This window comes from Candidatus Pantoea bituminis (assembly GCF_018842675.1).
In the GTDB taxonomy this organism is placed as follows: Bacteria; Pseudomonadota; Gammaproteobacteria; order Enterobacterales; family Enterobacteriaceae; genus Pantoea; species Pantoea phytostimulans.
On sequence record NZ_JAGTWO010000005.1, the window covers coordinates 416665 to 431682 of the forward strand.

Sequence of the window (15018 nt, forward strand, 5' to 3'; positions counted from 1 at the left end):
TTGCATAACTGAAAATAATTTAATTTGTCGGGGCTGTATGGAGCGGGCATTTCTCGTTAGGCGTATTTTGTAAATAAATAACGTCTACATTTAAGTAACTAAGTATTTTATTCGAGGCGGGTATGTTTCTTAACTACTTTGCGCTAGGCGTTCTGGTGGTTGTTTTTCTGATCATCTTTTATGGAATTATCATTCTTCATGATATTCCCTATCTGATTGCTAAATCGCGTAATCATCCCCATGCCGATGCTATTCACGTTGCGGGCTGGGTTAGCTTGTTTACCTTGCATGTCATTTGGCCCTTTTTGTGGATTTGGGCCACTCTTTATCGGGCGGATCGTGGCTGGGGAATGCAAAAACAAGAGGCGTCACTGGAACAACTGCAGCAGCGGGTGGCGGAACTGGAGCACAAATTAAGCGGTATCAAGGCACGTCCGCGGGAGTAACCCTATGGATTTACTCATTATCCTCACCTATGTTGCTTTCGCCTGGGCTGTCTTCAAAATATTCAAAATCCCGGTAAATAAATGGACAATACCCACTGCCGCATTAGGGGTGTTTTTCTGGTTAGCGCACTGATCTTGTTGATGAATTATAACCATCCTTACACCGCGTTGGCGCAAAAGGCGGTAATTGCTATACCTGTCACGCCTCAGGTGACAGGGATCGTTACGCAAGTCACTGATAAACAAAACGTGCGAATCAGCAAAGGCGAAATGCTGTTTAGTTTAGATCGAACCCGTTTTCAGGCCAGAGTCGACAGGCTCAAGGCCGATCTGATGACAGCTGTTCATAACATACAGGCGTTAAAAGGCCAGCTAGAAGAAGCCATCGCGAATACTACACACGTTTCGGCTGAAAGAGACCGCTTATTCAAAGATTACCAGCGCTATGTGGCGGGGAGTAAGGCCAAGGTAAACCCTTTTTCTGAAAGAGATATTGATAATGCCCGTCAGGATTTCTTAGCGCAGGATGCCTTAGTAAAAGGCTCAGTAGCGGAGCAGGGGCAGATTAAAAGTCAGCTGGAGAGCGTGGTCAATGGCGAGCAATCGCAAATTGTCAGCCTGCGGGCCCAGCTGACCGAAGCGCAATATAATTTGGAACAAACAGTGGTTCGCGCCCCAAGTGACGGCTATGTCACACAGGTATTGATTCGGCCCGGAACCTATGCGGCAGCGCTTCCTCTGCGTCCGGTAATGATTTTTATACCGGAGCAAAAACGGCTGATCATTGCGCAGTTCAGGCAAAATTCGCTGCTGCGTTTAAAGACAGGCGATGAAGCTGAAGTTGTTTTTAATGCATTACCGGGTCAGGTTTTTCCGGCAAGCTTATTAGCGTTTTACCGGTGGTGCCGGGCGGTACTTATCAAGCTCAGGGCGTGCTGCAATCGTTGAATATCGTGCCCGGCTCTGACGGGGTCCTGACGGTGATTGAATTAGATCCAAACCATGATGTAGACGCGCTCCCCGATGGAATATTTGCACAAGTAGCTGTTTATTCTGATCACTTTAGTCATGTTTCCGTGATGCGAAAGGTTTTGCTGCGCATGACCAGCTGGATGCATTATCTCTATCTTGATCATTAATGATAAAGACCCGTCATCCTTCAAGCTTCACTTGTTCACTCCTTTCACTGACCACGGTAAGCTGCGTGGGACTTACCCGCTTGCCGCCTTTATGCAACTCGAATAATTAGGGTATATGCGTGTTATAAATTAGATGCCTTCATATTAAATGGCATGAAAGACGTCGTGCTCATCGCTGAGTGAGGCGAATTTAGAATGAGCCACAGTGAGTGATTTATATTTAGCGACAGTAATAAAGAGCGAGAAAAACCATTTATAAAAAAATAAACGGCCCTAAAGCCGTTTGTTGTGTTGTATGGATCCGCTTATTTCTTGGTTTTCGCTGCACCGAGGCAGCGGGCAAGGTAATTATCTACCAGCCACTCCACCACTTGGCTACGATTCATGCCTTCTTTATTGCCATAAGATTCTATTTTGCGTATCACGGACAAACGCAAAGATAATGAAACGGACTTCTTGGCCTCTTTGTCCAAAATGACAGAAGAGGTGCTACCAATAGGGGCCGATTTCTCATAAACAGCCAGCGCTTCACGCGTATAACGCACCACTTTTGGGGTAATGTCGCCCGGTGTGGTGAGTTGATATTTGTTGGTGCTCTTCAGGAAGCGTACTTCAGCTTTATATTCATCCCGTAAATTCCGCAAATCGCGGTTAAAAGTGGGTTCGGAACAATCCAGTTCCTTGATAAGCGTCTCCTTACCTACTGGCTTTCCGGTATGCAATAAGACAATCAGCTTAAATTGTCTGTATTGTTTTGCGCTCAGGGACATTTCACACCATTTCTCAAAAGACGCTCACGGTTTACTGGCGTGAGGCGTAAAGGACATTATTAAACTGCTTAGCGATGCCGCAATATTTTGACCGCTCCAGCACATTGACAGCCCAGCTGCGATGGGTGGCAGGTTCGCACATCGCTCCCTGAGACTTAAACACCGCCTGGGTAGAGTTGAGGATACGTAACGCGTCTTCATACTCGTCAGGTTGAACCTCAAGCGCGCGGTGAATAACATCTAAATGGGTAGGATGGATGGCAGTTTTACCCACCAGCCCATGCGCAATATCAAGTGTGAGCTCACGTTGCAGTAACTCAACATTGTCTATTTGCTCACATACGGGGGCGGTCAAAGCAAATCCACGTGACGCAAAGACGGCAACCAGCATTTTTACTACATATCCCATCGGGCCATCGTAAAGTGTCATATTTCGCGGATGGCGCAATGAGATAACACTCATAAGATCGTTACCGCCAATTCGTAATGCAATGATGCGGGCACGACAAGCGTGCTTTGTGAGTTCGTTTGCCAGCGCTGTCATGGCATTCACATCAAACACATCCTGTGTTTCTAAGGTAGGCATCATATGCAGATCAGTACCGGACATGATGTCCCACCAGCAGGATAAATTAGCCAAGGTAAACTTCGGTAAAACAAACCCGTCGATGCCTTCAAGCGAGTGATCGCTGATCAGCTTTGCGGCCATTGTTTCATTACGTGGGCGAATAAAAACCAGCGGACGCCTCTGTTCTTGTGGTTCTGACGCGGTGCAGGCTAATTCAGCCAAAAGCTGGTGTAAATTCTGTAACGCATACTCAACTTCTGAATCGCTCACGGCATCTTCAAGACAGACGACCAGCGAGCGCAGCTCAGGAATTTTATCGTTGAGGATGATATCAGCCAGATCTGTGCGAGTCGCTGGCATATAAAGCGTGGCACCCAGCATGTAGGGTGAAAGAGCTGTTTTCATCTCAGGCCACCTTTTTGATAATAGTCACAGCCCTGTATTGATCGAGCGCGTCGCCGACTTCCATGATTTCAATACCTTTTTTCTCAGCAAGATAGACCAGCAGAGAAACATCAGGATCAGATTTATGTCTCACCAAGACATAATCGGGGACACGTCTGAGAACGGCGCGCGTTGCTTCAGCGATGCCGGGTTTAATGCGATTAATCGAGCTTATTTCAAATTGCGCGGCAAGATTTGCAACCACTTGCTGGCTCCGTTTCCGCTGTTCTGCCTGTTGTGTGAAGAGGGGAGAGGCGGGTTTGATTTCGGCAACATTGATCCGGCGACGCCATGCGTCCACCGCATCTACCAGCATCACACTGCATTCAAATTCTTTTAAATGATCGCAGTGAACGCAGCCGTGATAACCCTGCTCAGTCCAAATCGAACGGGATACCAAACCCGATACGGGCGCACCCATAATGCCGAACGGAATTAACCAGTCATCATCTGATGCAGCAAGCCAGGCACAACCGGCCGGATCAGCCAAAACCACCAGCCTTGGGCTTTCTGGGTAACCCGGACGGCCTGCAAGGCTTTGAATCAGCTGACCCGTGATCGCGCCTTTACCGGTCCAGCCATCAACAAACACGATGTTTTCCGCACCATGTCGGCGTTCAATGTAATTGAGTGCTTCAGTGTCGATACCCCGGTCGCGGATGATACTGATGCCATAATGGTGCGATTCAACACCCATATCCTGCAGCGCACGATGTAACATCACACCAAGTGGCACGCCAGCGCGAACCAGGCTGACCAGCACAATGGCTTTATCGCGCAATTCAGTAGCAAGCCCTTTCGCCAGCATCACAACTTCGCGGGCCAAACGTGGCCCTTCGATATCAAGCGCTTTATGAAAAAGTTCCAGATGCTGCTCTGTCGGCGCAGGTTCCTGGCTCAACATATCGGAGTAGTGTTTCTGTCCAGACTGGATCAGTAGCTCCTTCTCCTCAACCGGTGTCATTTCAATCTCAACTGGCGTCAAAAGAAATTCAATGTCTGAAGAGGAGTATGAGCCGCTAAAGTGGCTTTCTTTTTGAATTGTCATGCCCACTTCTCCTAAAACAGCTTTTGTTGAATGGCTTCGGAAAACTGGCTACGCGATGGCATGCCGAACCAGTGACAATGCTTCATGAAGGTGTAATCACTCAAGCTGTCTCCCAGCCCCATCACTGGGAAAGCGCCACGATCGCTACGCAGTTTTTTCAACAGCCAGTCCACCGCTAATCCTTTTTGGATACAAAGCGGAAGCCAGGCAACATTGTTGCCGTTCTGGTGAATATAGAAATCGGAGGTATCCAGCACTGCCATCATCTGCTGGTTAAATCGGTAAAGCTCTTCAATGCGGGTGCTGTCGCGATGTTTCATCACGAAATAGACCGACGTGCCGTCATATTCATGATTCATGCGACACCAGGCATCAATGCCACTCTGCTCAAGTGCATCGCTGATTTGCTGGCGGTAATTGATCAAACGTTTCTGTAAAGGCCCAAGATTGCTCAGCACGTGCGCAGCCCATTCAGGATCAAGGCTGCCATCCGGGCGGGTGATCACCGCACCGTGAGTCATGACTTTCCAGGAGGTAAACGGCACCGCAACGCGGCTTGTCTCCTCTGTTCCGCGAGCAGTAACCGGGATCAATTCAGCGGTGGCCATCATCCAATCCACCAGCATCGCTTGCTCTTGCGACATGAAGCTTCGCGGTTCCATTTGTCGATCAAATGCCCCTACGCGAACCGGCTCCTGATGCGTTTCATCTTTCATTTTACGCAGCGTTTGAAACAGCGTGTCATCCAGATCGCAAAGTACAACCGGCAGATTCACAGGCTTATTCATAAGTCAGCACCTCAACGTGTGGCGCAACGTTTGCGAGCTGCTTAAGCAGCGCAGGGCAAACCGTTTCAGCCGGGGTTTCAACGCAGACAATAATGCGATCAAATTTTTGATGAGCCACGTTGTAGACGTAATTAGGAATGCCAAGCCCATAATTATCACTGAAGGCGATCACGGACTCGATAGCCATTCCCGTTGCAATCGGAGAACGCGTTAGCGAACTGAAGCGGACATCTGAACCCTGCTGCTCAAGTCTCTCTGCCAGCAGAAAGGGTTGCCAGACAAACTCACCCGATCCCAATACCAGCACTTTTTCAGCTGGTTCAGCCCCTATATGGGTGCCAATACGGCATTCGGTTTCATCCATACCGAGACGGCCCCAATCCTGATACGGAGAAAGGCGAGAAGTACCTGATGCGGTGACATTGACAGAAGGCATGACCGGAACAGGCGCGTCAGGGCGCGGGGTCCAACTCCAGCGACCTTTAACCAAGGCGACTTCATCGACGGGCAAAGGGCTACGGTTCGCAATGTCACCGTTGCTCCAGTCGGTTATCGTCACCGTCACCACCCGTTCAACTTCATCAAGGCCCGCTTCACGCAAGGCCTGCAAAAGGTTGAGGAAGGTGTTACCGGTTGTCGCTTCGTCATCAACAAGCACCAGTGTTCGGGCATTAAGCGCCCGGCTGCGCAGTTCAGCATCTTCTGGTTGATAGATCAGGTGATCCGTTGCGTGGCTGTGATTCTCTTTGAATTCACAAAGCAGTTCACCTGACACTGGGTGGCGCGTGCTGGTAAGAAAGACCGGTTGAGCCAGTTGCTTTTTGGCTTCCTGGAAAACGCCTGCGGCAAGGCCAACCGCGGTTTCAGCCATCCCAATAAAGAGCACTGGCTCGGGTAAATCCTGCGGAATCTGTGCGGCTAACTGGCAATAGGTTTGGCGCATGGTCGCAGGGGCAATCGGGATATGACGACCCAGCACTTTGCTTACAAAGAGAAAGGCCCGCTTAGGGTTTTTACGCTCCGCTACGCCAAAGAGTGACGTGAGCGGAAGTGTGTCATGGGTGACAACAGACAGCGTGCCGCCAGCCATTTCAAATCCAGCGGTTTGGGGAGGATTATTAGTCATTATTATACGCTCTCAGTTTTCGCCGAAATCTCATGAATGATGTTGACCGTGCAGGCCGGAATCGGCTTAACAGCATGGGTCGGTGTAACCTGAACGCGGGTGAAGCGGGCTGCGTGAACAGCAATGTCGTGCTCATTGATAAGATCGAGCTGACGTAACGCAAAAATACCGGGAAGATTCACCCCAGAATGAAGCGTGAAGCCAATTCCCCCGAAGGGCGCAGGTTAGCCTCAAGCAAGACAGGTTCACCGCTGTCATTGGTTCGCGTCTGAACATTGATAAGTCCATCTGCTTTCATGGTCTGCGCACATTGGCAAGCAAGGTCAAAAGCCGCGCCGCTGTTTTCCAGCGTCTGAACCGATCCACTTTTACTGCGTGATACGGCCAAAAGTACGTTTCCCTTCTCAACCAGCATGTCCACTGAACATTCGGGTGAAGAGAGGAAAGGCATAACGATTTGCTTCGGCAGGCTTTCACCTGCGGCTTCGGCCATTTTCAACGTATTGATCAAGACCGAAGGATGAACGATGCGTGAATCCGGGTGATTTAAAATCTGCATAATTGGCGCGGTTTTCTTAAGGATCCAGAACCCCATGCCGTATATACCCCTTACGGGTTTAATACAGGGAAGCTTACCCGCGTGTTCCAAACGGGAAAGGGCTGCCAAAACTTCTTCAGATGACGCGACAACCTCTGAAGGCACAGCAGCAAGGCCTTGCGCAAGCATCTGCTCACTGAACGCGGCTTTATCATCGGCCAGTAAAAAGGTTGCTGGATGACTAGCACCGGTGATTAAACGCACGCCCAACGCTTCGATTTCCTGTCGCAACCCTTCATACAGCGCGCCACGTTTGCCCGCATGAATGGCAACAACGTTGTGTTTCTCGATCACCGCTTTCATGAACGGGATCAGCGCGTCGGGATTCTCTGGCTCAATGTAAGCATGGTCAGCTTCAGAGAGTATTTCCGGGCGGTGAGATCGATGCGAAGCTACCGTGACAAAGTTATATCCACCTGCCGCACGCATTTCACTCACTGCATTCAAGATATCTTTTTGCGAAGACACGCCTTCCATAAACCATACGGATTTGGTTTTGACCATTTTTTTGAGCCCTGAAAAGTTTGCCGGAGGACGAGAAAATGCAGTGTAAGCACCCGCTTAAAATAATTCAATCATAACATGATATTATTGACTATAATTTGAACAGGCCCTGTTTTGGGAAAGTATTTTTTGTAATTCAAAGCGGTAGTTTTTATTATTTGTCTTTAAAAACATGTAAATAATAACTTTACAATATCATACGATGATTTTTATGTTGTAGGGAAAAATCTCATGTTATGATTGCCGGGCTTTCAAAATGATCGCCTTTTTTTACTGCAGCAAAACACCAATCAGTAAGGAGATATGATGGTATCTTTAAGTAAGAATCAGACGATTTCGCTGGCTAAATCCAGCAGCGCAATTTCCCAAATTCAGTTCGGCCTCGGCTGGGATCCTGCCAAGAAAAAGGGATTTCTGGGTGGGCTTCTGGGTGGAAACAGCTCAAGCATCGATCTTGACGCAAGCTGCATTCTTCTCGACAGCGCCGGTAACGTTCTGGACACCGTCTGGTTTCGCCAACTGAATTCAAAAGAGGGTTCCATCCGCCACAGTGGTGACAACCGCACCGGTGAAGGCGATGGCGATGACGAAGTCATCAGCGCGGATCTCTCTCGCTTGCCGTCTAACGTTGAACATCTGGTATTGACCGTTAACAGCTTTACCGGTCAGACCTTCAAAGATGTTGATAATGCATTCTGTCGCGTGGTCGATCAGCAAGGTAAAGAACTTGCCCGCTACAAACTGGCTGAGCAAGGCTCACATACAGCCGTAGTGATCGCGTCTCTACGCCGCAGCGGCGGAGAGTGGAATTTCACTGCACACGGAAACATCTCCCGTGGCAGCACCATTAACGACATGATCCCCGACATCAAAGCCGCGGTAGGTTGCTAATGAACCTGACGCCAGGGGCAATGCCCCGTTCCTAATCAATCGCTGGTGGTTCGTGTCTCTTCCGGCATACCGGTCGATGTTTCATCATTCCGACTTCACGAAAACGGAAAAGTACGCGGTGATGCGGATATGGTTTTTTATGGCCAGCGTGAGAATGACGATAAAACCATTCGTCTCTCCTCTTCTGGTAACGAAACCATGTTCACGGTGAACGTGCCCCAGCTGCGTCAGGACGTGCAAAAAGTCGCTTTTACGGTGACGTGTGAGGCAGGTAAAACTGTCGCACAACTTCAGCGTCTCACGATTCAGGTCGAATCAGTCGGCAATGTCTTGCTGACCTGCGACGTCGATGTTGCGGGACGTAGCGAAGCCGCATTGATTTTGGGTGAGCTTTATCGCCGTAACAATGAATGGAAATTCCGCTTCGTTTCGCAAGGCTTCAACGGAGGTCTGCAACCGCTTGCTGAGCACTTTGGTATTGATGTGGCTGATGAGGCATCACCGGCTCAGGCTCCTACGCCAGCGCCAGCGCCAGCACCAGCACCAGCGGTGAATCTGAGCAAAGTCAGCCTGACTAAAGAAAAGCCCGCCATCAGCCTGAAAAAGAAAGATGATTACGGTCTGATCCGCATCAACCTGAACTGGAATAAACGCTCCAGCGAGCCCAGCAAAAAGGCTTTTTCAGCGGCGTGTTCAATAACAATAAAGGCATCGATCTCGATCTTGCCGCCTATGTTGAACTTGCCGATGGGCAGCGCACCATTATTCAGGCGCTGGGTAATAACTTCGGCAATTTAGACGGTTCGCCCTATGTAAAATTGCAGGGTGACGATCGCACCGGTGCGGTCAGCGACGGGGAATGGATCCACATCAACGGCGCTGAGTGGAAAAACGTGCGTGAGGTGTTGGTGTTCGCCTTTATTTTTGAAGGTGTACCAAGCTGGGAAAACACAGATGGCATCGTCACGATGCATGTGCCTGGCCAGCCACCTATCGAGACGTTGCTGACCGAAGGCAATAATCGCCAAACCATGTGCGCCATTGCGCGCCTGGTCAACGAATCTGGTGCAATCCGTGTTGAACGCATCAATCGCTATTTTGGTGGTCATCAGGATATGGATCAGGCTTTCGGCTGGGGATTCCGCTGGAAGTCAGGCTCTAAGTAACTAAGAGGGTATTTTAATGAGCTTTTTCAACAAGCTGAAAGAGAGTTTTAACTCTGGCCGCGCCGAACTGACCAAGCAGGTTGGCCGCTATAAGAACCGCGCTTTCCTTGAAGGTACGGTAGCCGTATGTGCCCGAATTGCGATAGCAAGCGACGGCGTCAGCCCGGAAGAAAAACAGAAAATGATCGGTTTCCTGCGTGAGTCGCCAGAGCTGAGCATCTTCGATACCACGGAAGTCATCGACTTTTTCAACAAGCTGGTTACCTCTTTCAGTTTCGATATCGAAATTGGCAAAGGCGAAACCATGAAGTACATCCTTGCGTTAAAAAACAAGCCCGAGCAGGCGCAACTTGCTGTCCGCGTGGGCATTGCTGTGGCTAAAAGCGATGGCGACTTTGATGAAACCGAAAAAACCAACGCGCGCGAAATCATTGAAGCCCTGGGCTTCAAGACCAGCGAATTTGGTCTGTAACGGTTACTGATTTTCAATCCCTGGAGTTAAATGCATGCAATCCACCCACATTGGCTTTCCGATTGAGACGGTAGCAGTATTCCTGCTGTTGTCTGTCGGTGCCATTTTTATTGACCTGTTCATGCACCGTCATGACAAGCCAATCTCATTGAAAAGCGCGGCCGCATGGTCTGTTTTCTGGATATTTATGGCGCTGGCCTTTGCGGGCTTCCTGTACATTCATCACGGCCCCGAAGTCGCTAGCCTGTTTGTTACCGGTTACGCCCTTGAGAAGGTGCTGTCCGTTGATAACCTGTTCGTGATGATGGCTATCTTCTCTTGGTTTGCTATCCCCGATCGCTACCGCCATCGCGTGCTTTATTGGGGCATCATCGGTGCAATCGTCTTCCGTGGCGTGTTCGTTGCCATCGGTACCGGTCTGCTGGCGTTAGGCCCGTGGGTGGAAGTTGTGTTTGCCATCATTGTAGGCTGGACAGCAGTAATGATGCTTAAAGGTGGCGGTAACGATGATGAGATCGAAGATTACTCTCAGCACCTCGCCTACCGTATGGTGAAACGTTTTTATCCTATCTGGCCGAAACTCAAAGGCAATGCGTTTGTCATAAGCCAGAAGGAAGTGGATGAAGAGCTGGCAAAACCTGAGAACGCAGATGTTCAAATAGGTCGTGTGGCCAAAGCAGCCCGCTATGCAACACCAATGCTGTTGTGTCTGGCTGTCGTTGAACTTTCAGATGTTATGTTTGCTTTCGACTCGGTACCGGCGGTGATCGCGGTAAGCCGTGAGCCACTGATTGTTTACAGTGCGATGATGTTCGCCATTCTGGGGCTTCGTACCCTGTACTTCGTGCTTGAAGGCCTGAAGCAGTATCTGGTGCATTTGGAAAAAGCCGTTATTGTTCTGCTGTTCTTTATTGCAGTGAAACTGGGCTTGAATGCAACGGAACACTTCTTCCATCACGGCTATTCGATCGGCGCAACCGCCAGTCTGTATGTCGTCATGGGCGTACTGGCGTTGGGTATCATTGCAAGTCTGCTTTTCCCAGGAAAAGAAGAAGAGAAAGAAGAAGGGCGCGAGTAAGTCGCGCCTCTAACAGAAGCATACGCAGTATGCACAATGAATTGATGAGGAAAACAACATGGCAGTGACTCTCTCTAAAGGCGGAAACGTCTCTCTGGCAAAAGTCGATCCTTCACTGAAAAACGTGAAAATCGGCCTCGGCTGGGATACCCGTTCCACTGATGGTCAGGATTTCGACCTTGATGCTTCCGCATTCCTGTTAACTGATGCGGGCAAAGTCCGCGGCGATCAGGACTTCATTTTCTATAACAACTTACGTTCTTCTGACGGCTCAGTGACCCACACCGGCGACAACCGTACCGGTGAAGGTGACGGCGATGACGAATCACTGATCATTGAACTGAATAAAGTCCCGGCTGAAGTGACCAAAGTCGTGTTTGTTGTGACCATCCATGACGCCACCACGCGCCGTCAATCTTTTGGTCAGGTTGCTAACGCCTTCATCCGTTTGGTCAATAACGACACCAACGTTGAAGCCGCACGCTATGACCTGTCTGAAGATGCGAGCACCGAAACCGCAATGCTGTTTGGTGAGCTTTACCGCCACAACGGTGACTGGAAGTTCCGCGCGGTAGGCCAGGGTTATGCCGGTGGTCTGGCTTCTGTCTGTGCTCAATATGGTATTAACGCATCCTAACATTAGGGTGTTTTAAGCAGTTAAATCCTGCCCGGAGAGTGACTCCGGGCCTAAGTGAAAAGCAAAGAGGAATAACACAATGGCAGTGAATCTCTCGAAAGGCGGTAACGTTAACCTGTCCAAAGAAGCCCCAACCATGACCAAAGCGATCGCGGGTCTTGGCTGGGATGCTCGTGTGACTGACGGACAGGCATTCGACCTCGATGCATCAGTATTTCTGGTCGGTGATGACGGTAAAGTACTGTCCGATCAACACTTCGTGTTCTTCAACAACGCGACCAGCCCAGATGGCTCAGTTGCGCACCAAGGCGACAACCGCACCGGTGAAGGCGAAGGCGATGATGAGCAGGTTAAAATTGCACTGAACAACGTCCCTGCAGAAGTGAAGAAAGCGGTTTTTGCCGTCACTATTTATGATGCAGAAACGCGTAAGCAGAACTTCGGTATGGTTTCCAATGCTTATATCCGCATTGTTAACGAAGACAACAACGCCGAAATCGCGCGTTATGACCTCTCTGAAGACGCCAGCACTGAAACGGCAATGGTGTTTGGCGAACTCTATCGCCACAACGGTGAGTGGAAATTTAAAGCGGTTGGTCAAGGTTTTGCGGGTGGCTTGTCAGCACTGGCATCACAGCACGGTGTCTCTGTTTAAGTCATCTTTTGTATCAGGCCCTGTCCAATAGGACAGGGCTTTTTTATATCTAAATCCTGCAAAAGTGGATTCTGCGTTAAACAGACAACCGGCCTCAGGGCCGGTTTTTTATTTTATAAGGGAAGCTATTTTTTAGCATCCTTTGAGAAACCGCATAGCATAGCGTTCCAAAACACCTGCATGCTATTGTTTTAAAAGATACTAACAGTGAAGAGTAAGGCTTTAACTCACACTTTCAATTAGCCACGCTTCCAGCTGATCAAGTTCATTGTGTTGTTCAGGAAACTCAGCTTTTAATTGCAGCATCTGTTCGGATAAAGCGTCTCGACGATACATCACGCCTTGTAGCCGCACCGCCAGCGTTTCAAGCGGCGTAGGATTGAGGCTATCGGAAAATATCTGGCACCGACTGACAATCCCACGTTCCACATCAAAGTGAATTTCCACGCCGCCCCAGCTAAAACGCGTATCTAACAAATGAGAAAAGTTCGGGGCGTTGCCAAAATTCCATTCCCAGCTGCTTTGTTTGGCGAACTGCTGTTCAAAACCAGGCAAGTCAGGCAATGCATCGGGTGAAATATATTCGGGTGCGCATTGCTCACCAAAATGTTCAAAATAGGCATCAATGATGGAGGAACAGATCTGTTCATAACTGATGCCGGGCGCCAACTCCTCAAGGTTCGCTACGCGAGAGCGCACAGAAGTGATGCCTTTGGCCTGCAATTTTTTGATATCAGGATTAAGGTAATCCGCCAGGCGCGAAAGATCGGCATTCATCAAAATTGTGCCGTGGTGAAAACCGCGATCGGGGGTTTCACGATAGGCAGAACCTGAAATTTTACGCATCCCATCCAGGGTGTTAACCACTAAATCGTTACGACCAGAGGCTTCCGCAGGCACACCCAGCGTTGTCAAAGCACGCAAAATGATGGCGGTAGAAACGCTTTTATCGTACTCCGGCTTGCCCGCCATAAAAGTAAAACAGCAGTTACCCAAATCGTGAAACACCGCGCCCCCGCCGCTGCTGCGACGCGCTAGCTTGATATTGTCCTCCGCCATTCGTCGGGTGTTGCACTCTTTCCACGGATTTTGCGCGCGACCAATCACCACGGTATCTGCATTTCGCCATAAAAACAGAACCCGTTGCGTCGCGGGCATCTGGCGGAATATGCACTCTTCAACGGCCAGGTTGAACCAGGGATCATTCGATTCCGATAACAGTAAACGCAATGTGGACATATATCACTCCAGTTCCTTGAGAGAGTAAGTGTTGCAGAACGCACGGATGAGTCCGGCGTGCCGCAAGCGTCCGCCATTATCATGCTTCACCCCTTTTGGCCGCGAATAATTTTTCAAAAGAGATCGCTGCTCAACAACTTGGTGCAAGTTTGTGAAGTAAATCGACTGAAAACCCTCCATAAAATAATCGCGCAGCTAACTGCATTGGATTAAAAAACGGTCGGTTATGTACCGCTGCGCTTTTCGTGTGCCAGAAATAACGGGGCTTCCGCTGCTCTTGCACGCTTTGTGAAGCACATCCCAAAAACAACACCTGCACATAATTACGCTTGCTTATTATTTGGGTAAAGGTAGATTTTATATAACTTCACGGTATGTCGTGAACTTGGAAAGTACATCACAATCTAATTTTGAAGGGTTAATCCTTATGTCGGAACTGAAATTTGCTACACGCCTTAACTCGTTTGCCTCTGGAGCAAACCTTTACTGGCCAGACCTACAGGGAAAGCCATCAGTCCTGCAGATGATTGCTCGCGCCGGTAAGGTCAAAGGATTAACACATCTCGACCTGAATTATCCGCAACATATGACCACTGATATCAAAACCATGCGACAGGCAATCGAAGATGCAGGCCTGGCAGTGAATGGCATGCAGATGCGTTGGGATGCGCCGCAGTTCAAAATTGGTGCATTCACTAACCCGAACCCGGCAATTCGTCGTGAAGCGATTGAACTGACCAAGCGTGGCATTGATGCGGGACGTGAATTTGGCTCAACGCTAATGACCTTGTGGATGGGGCAAGATGGTTTCGACTACTGCTTCCAGGCGGATTACAAAAAATCTGGGAAGACGCGGTCAACGCAGTACGTGAAATCGCTGAATATGCGCCAGATGTTGATGTCAGTATCGAATACAAACCCAACGAGCCGCGCGCCTACAGTATCTTTCCGAATGCCACCACCTGTTTGCTGGCAGTGGAAGAAGCGGGCTGCCCGAACCTCGGTATTACCCTGGATTTCGCCCACGTGCTGTTCGCTAATGAAATCCCTGCTTATGCCGCTGCGATGGTTGCCCGTCGTTCACGACTGTTAGGCCTGGATCTCAACGATGGCTGGGGCAAACGTGATGATGGCCTGATGGCGGGTTCTGTAAATCCACGCGCCACGCTGGAATTCCTCTGGCAGATGCAGCGCGATGGTTATAAAGGTGCTTACTACTTTGACACCTTCCCGGATGCCAGCGGTCTGGATCCAATCCGTGAAGCGGAAACCAATATCACCACGGTGCTTCATTTGCTGAAGCTGTGTGAAAAACTGCACGATAACCCGGCGCTGCTAGACGCTATTAGCCGTCAGGATGCCGTCGCCTCGCAACAGATCGTTAATGACATTATGTTCGCCAAATAAACATGCTCTGCTCGTCATAAAGAGAAAAGTTGTACCCCACAT

General features: G+C 49.5%; 12 protein-coding genes and 5 pseudogenes. 9 read left to right on the forward strand and 8 right to left on the reverse strand.

Features of this window, described 5'->3' with window-relative positions:
- Positions 1-122 precede the first annotated feature (122 nt).
- Together KQP84_RS24480 and KQP84_RS24485 are read left to right on the forward strand one after the other, a co-directional pair.
- Positions 123-446, forward strand: a complete 324-nt coding sequence (locus KQP84_RS24480; RefSeq protein WP_215848660.1) for a DUF3302 domain-containing protein — start codon at positions 123-125, stop codon at positions 444-446.
- A 4-nt stretch (positions 447-450) separates the two neighbouring features.
- A pseudogene (locus KQP84_RS24485) lies at positions 451-1585 on the forward strand (HlyD family secretion protein).
- Between the two features lie 305 nt (positions 1586-1890).
- Here the strand turns inward: KQP84_RS24485 and KQP84_RS24490 are convergent.
- From KQP84_RS24490 to KQP84_RS24515, 7 genes and pseudogenes are all read right to left on the reverse strand, one after another.
- Positions 1891-2355: a tellurium resistance protein TerW gene (locus KQP84_RS24490; protein ID WP_215848661.1), complete on the reverse strand. Its 465-nt coding sequence runs from the start codon at positions 2353-2355 to the stop codon at positions 1891-1893.
- Between the two features lie 31 nt (positions 2356-2386).
- A complete protein-coding gene (locus tag KQP84_RS24495) occupies positions 2387-3328 on the reverse strand; it encodes an HpcH/HpaI aldolase/citrate lyase family protein (protein ID WP_215848662.1) in 942 nt (313 codons plus the stop codon).
- 1 nt (position 3329) lies between these two features.
- Positions 3330-3584 (reverse strand): annotated as a pseudogene (locus KQP84_RS26360) (RNA-binding protein); the annotation flags it as partial.
- 80 nt (positions 3585-3664) lie between these two features.
- A pseudogene (locus tag KQP84_RS24500) lies at positions 3665-4415 on the reverse strand (cysteine protease StiP domain-containing protein); the annotation flags it as partial.
- 11 nt (positions 4416-4426) lie between these two features.
- Positions 4427-5191 carry an HAD family hydrolase gene (locus KQP84_RS24505; protein ID WP_243079427.1) on the reverse strand — a complete coding sequence of 255 codons (765 nt, stop codon included), beginning with the start codon at positions 5189-5191 and terminating at the stop codon, positions 4427-4429.
- A 4-nt stretch (positions 5192-5195) separates the two neighbouring features.
- Positions 5196-6332 (reverse strand): phosphoribosyltransferase domain-containing protein, encoded by a 1137-nt coding sequence (locus KQP84_RS24510; RefSeq protein ID WP_370661516.1) that lies wholly within the window; start codon positions 6330-6332, stop codon positions 5196-5198.
- Positions 6333-6507: 175 nt separating this feature from the next.
- Positions 6508-7431, reverse strand: a complete 924-nt coding sequence (locus tag KQP84_RS24515) for an ATP-grasp domain-containing protein (protein WP_215848666.1) — start codon at positions 7429-7431, stop codon at positions 6508-6510.
- Positions 7432-7737: 306 nt separating this feature from the next.
- Here KQP84_RS24515 and KQP84_RS24520 point away from each other — a divergent pair, with 306 nt between their 5' ends.
- The 6 genes and pseudogenes from KQP84_RS24520 (at position 7738) to KQP84_RS24545 (ending at position 12330) form a co-directional block, all read left to right on the forward strand.
- Positions 7738-8322 (forward strand): TerD family protein, encoded by a 585-nt coding sequence (locus KQP84_RS24520; RefSeq protein ID WP_215848719.1) that lies wholly within the window; start codon positions 7738-7740, stop codon positions 8320-8322.
- A pseudogene (locus KQP84_RS24525) lies at positions 8322-9488 on the forward strand (TerD family protein). Before KQP84_RS24520 ends, KQP84_RS24525 begins: the two are co-directional and overlap by 1 nt.
- A 16-nt stretch (positions 9489-9504) precedes the next feature.
- Complete coding sequence (locus KQP84_RS24530) at positions 9505-9960, forward strand: tellurite resistance TerB family protein (RefSeq protein ID WP_243079159.1); 456 nt, start codon at positions 9505-9507, stop codon at positions 9958-9960.
- Between the two features lie 34 nt (positions 9961-9994).
- Positions 9995-11038: a TerC/Alx family metal homeostasis membrane protein gene (locus KQP84_RS24535; RefSeq protein WP_215848667.1), complete on the forward strand. Its 1044-nt coding sequence runs from the start codon at positions 9995-9997 to the stop codon at positions 11036-11038.
- A 58-nt stretch (positions 11039-11096) separates the two neighbouring features.
- Positions 11097-11675 (forward strand): TerD family protein, encoded by a 579-nt coding sequence (locus tag KQP84_RS24540; protein WP_215848668.1) that lies wholly within the window; start codon positions 11097-11099, stop codon positions 11673-11675.
- Between the two features lie 79 nt (positions 11676-11754).
- Positions 11755-12330 (forward strand): TerD family protein, encoded by a 576-nt coding sequence (locus tag KQP84_RS24545; protein WP_215848669.1) that lies wholly within the window; start codon positions 11755-11757, stop codon positions 12328-12330.
- A gap of 222 nt (positions 12331-12552) precedes the next feature.
- Here the strand turns inward: KQP84_RS24545 and lplA are convergent, their stop codons facing one another.
- On the reverse strand, positions 12553-13569 hold the full coding sequence (lplA, locus tag KQP84_RS24550) for a lipoate--protein ligase (RefSeq protein ID WP_215848670.1): 1017 nt from the start codon (positions 13567-13569) through the stop codon (positions 12553-12555).
- Positions 13570-13996: 427 nt separating this feature from the next.
- Here lplA and KQP84_RS24555 point away from each other — a divergent pair.
- Positions 13997-14976: pseudogene (locus KQP84_RS24555) on the forward strand (TIM barrel protein).
- Positions 14977-15018: the final 42 nt, after the last annotated feature.

Excerpts from the sequence above, each read along its gene's own strand:
- KQP84_RS24535 (WP_215848667.1), top strand. The coding sequence starts at position 9,995 with ATGCAATCCACCCACATTGGCTTTCCGATTGAGACGGTAGCAGTATTC.
- KQP84_RS24490 (WP_215848661.1), bottom strand. The coding sequence starts at position 2,355 with ATGTCCCTGAGCGCAAAACAATACAGACAATTTAAGCTGATTGTCTTA.
- KQP84_RS24520 (WP_215848719.1), top strand. The coding sequence starts at position 7,738 with ATGGTATCTTTAAGTAAGAATCAGACGATTTCGCTGGCTAAATCCAGC.
- KQP84_RS24495 (WP_215848662.1), bottom strand. The coding sequence starts at position 3,328 with ATGAAAACAGCTCTTTCACCCTACATGCTGGGTGCCACGCTTTATATG.
- KQP84_RS24515 (WP_215848666.1), bottom strand. The coding sequence starts at position 7,431 with ATGGTCAAAACCAAATCCGTATGGTTTATGGAAGGCGTGTCTTCGCAA.
- KQP84_RS24480 (WP_215848660.1), top strand. The coding sequence starts at position 123 with ATGTTTCTTAACTACTTTGCGCTAGGCGTTCTGGTGGTTGTTTTTCTG.
- KQP84_RS24540 (WP_215848668.1), top strand. The coding sequence starts at position 11,097 with ATGGCAGTGACTCTCTCTAAAGGCGGAAACGTCTCTCTGGCAAAAGTC.
- lplA (WP_215848670.1), bottom strand. The coding sequence starts at position 13,569 with ATGTCCACATTGCGTTTACTGTTATCGGAATCGAATGATCCCTGGTTC.
- KQP84_RS24530 (WP_243079159.1), top strand. The coding sequence starts at position 9,505 with ATGAGCTTTTTCAACAAGCTGAAAGAGAGTTTTAACTCTGGCCGCGCC.
- KQP84_RS24545 (WP_215848669.1), top strand. The coding sequence starts at position 11,755 with ATGGCAGTGAATCTCTCGAAAGGCGGTAACGTTAACCTGTCCAAAGAA.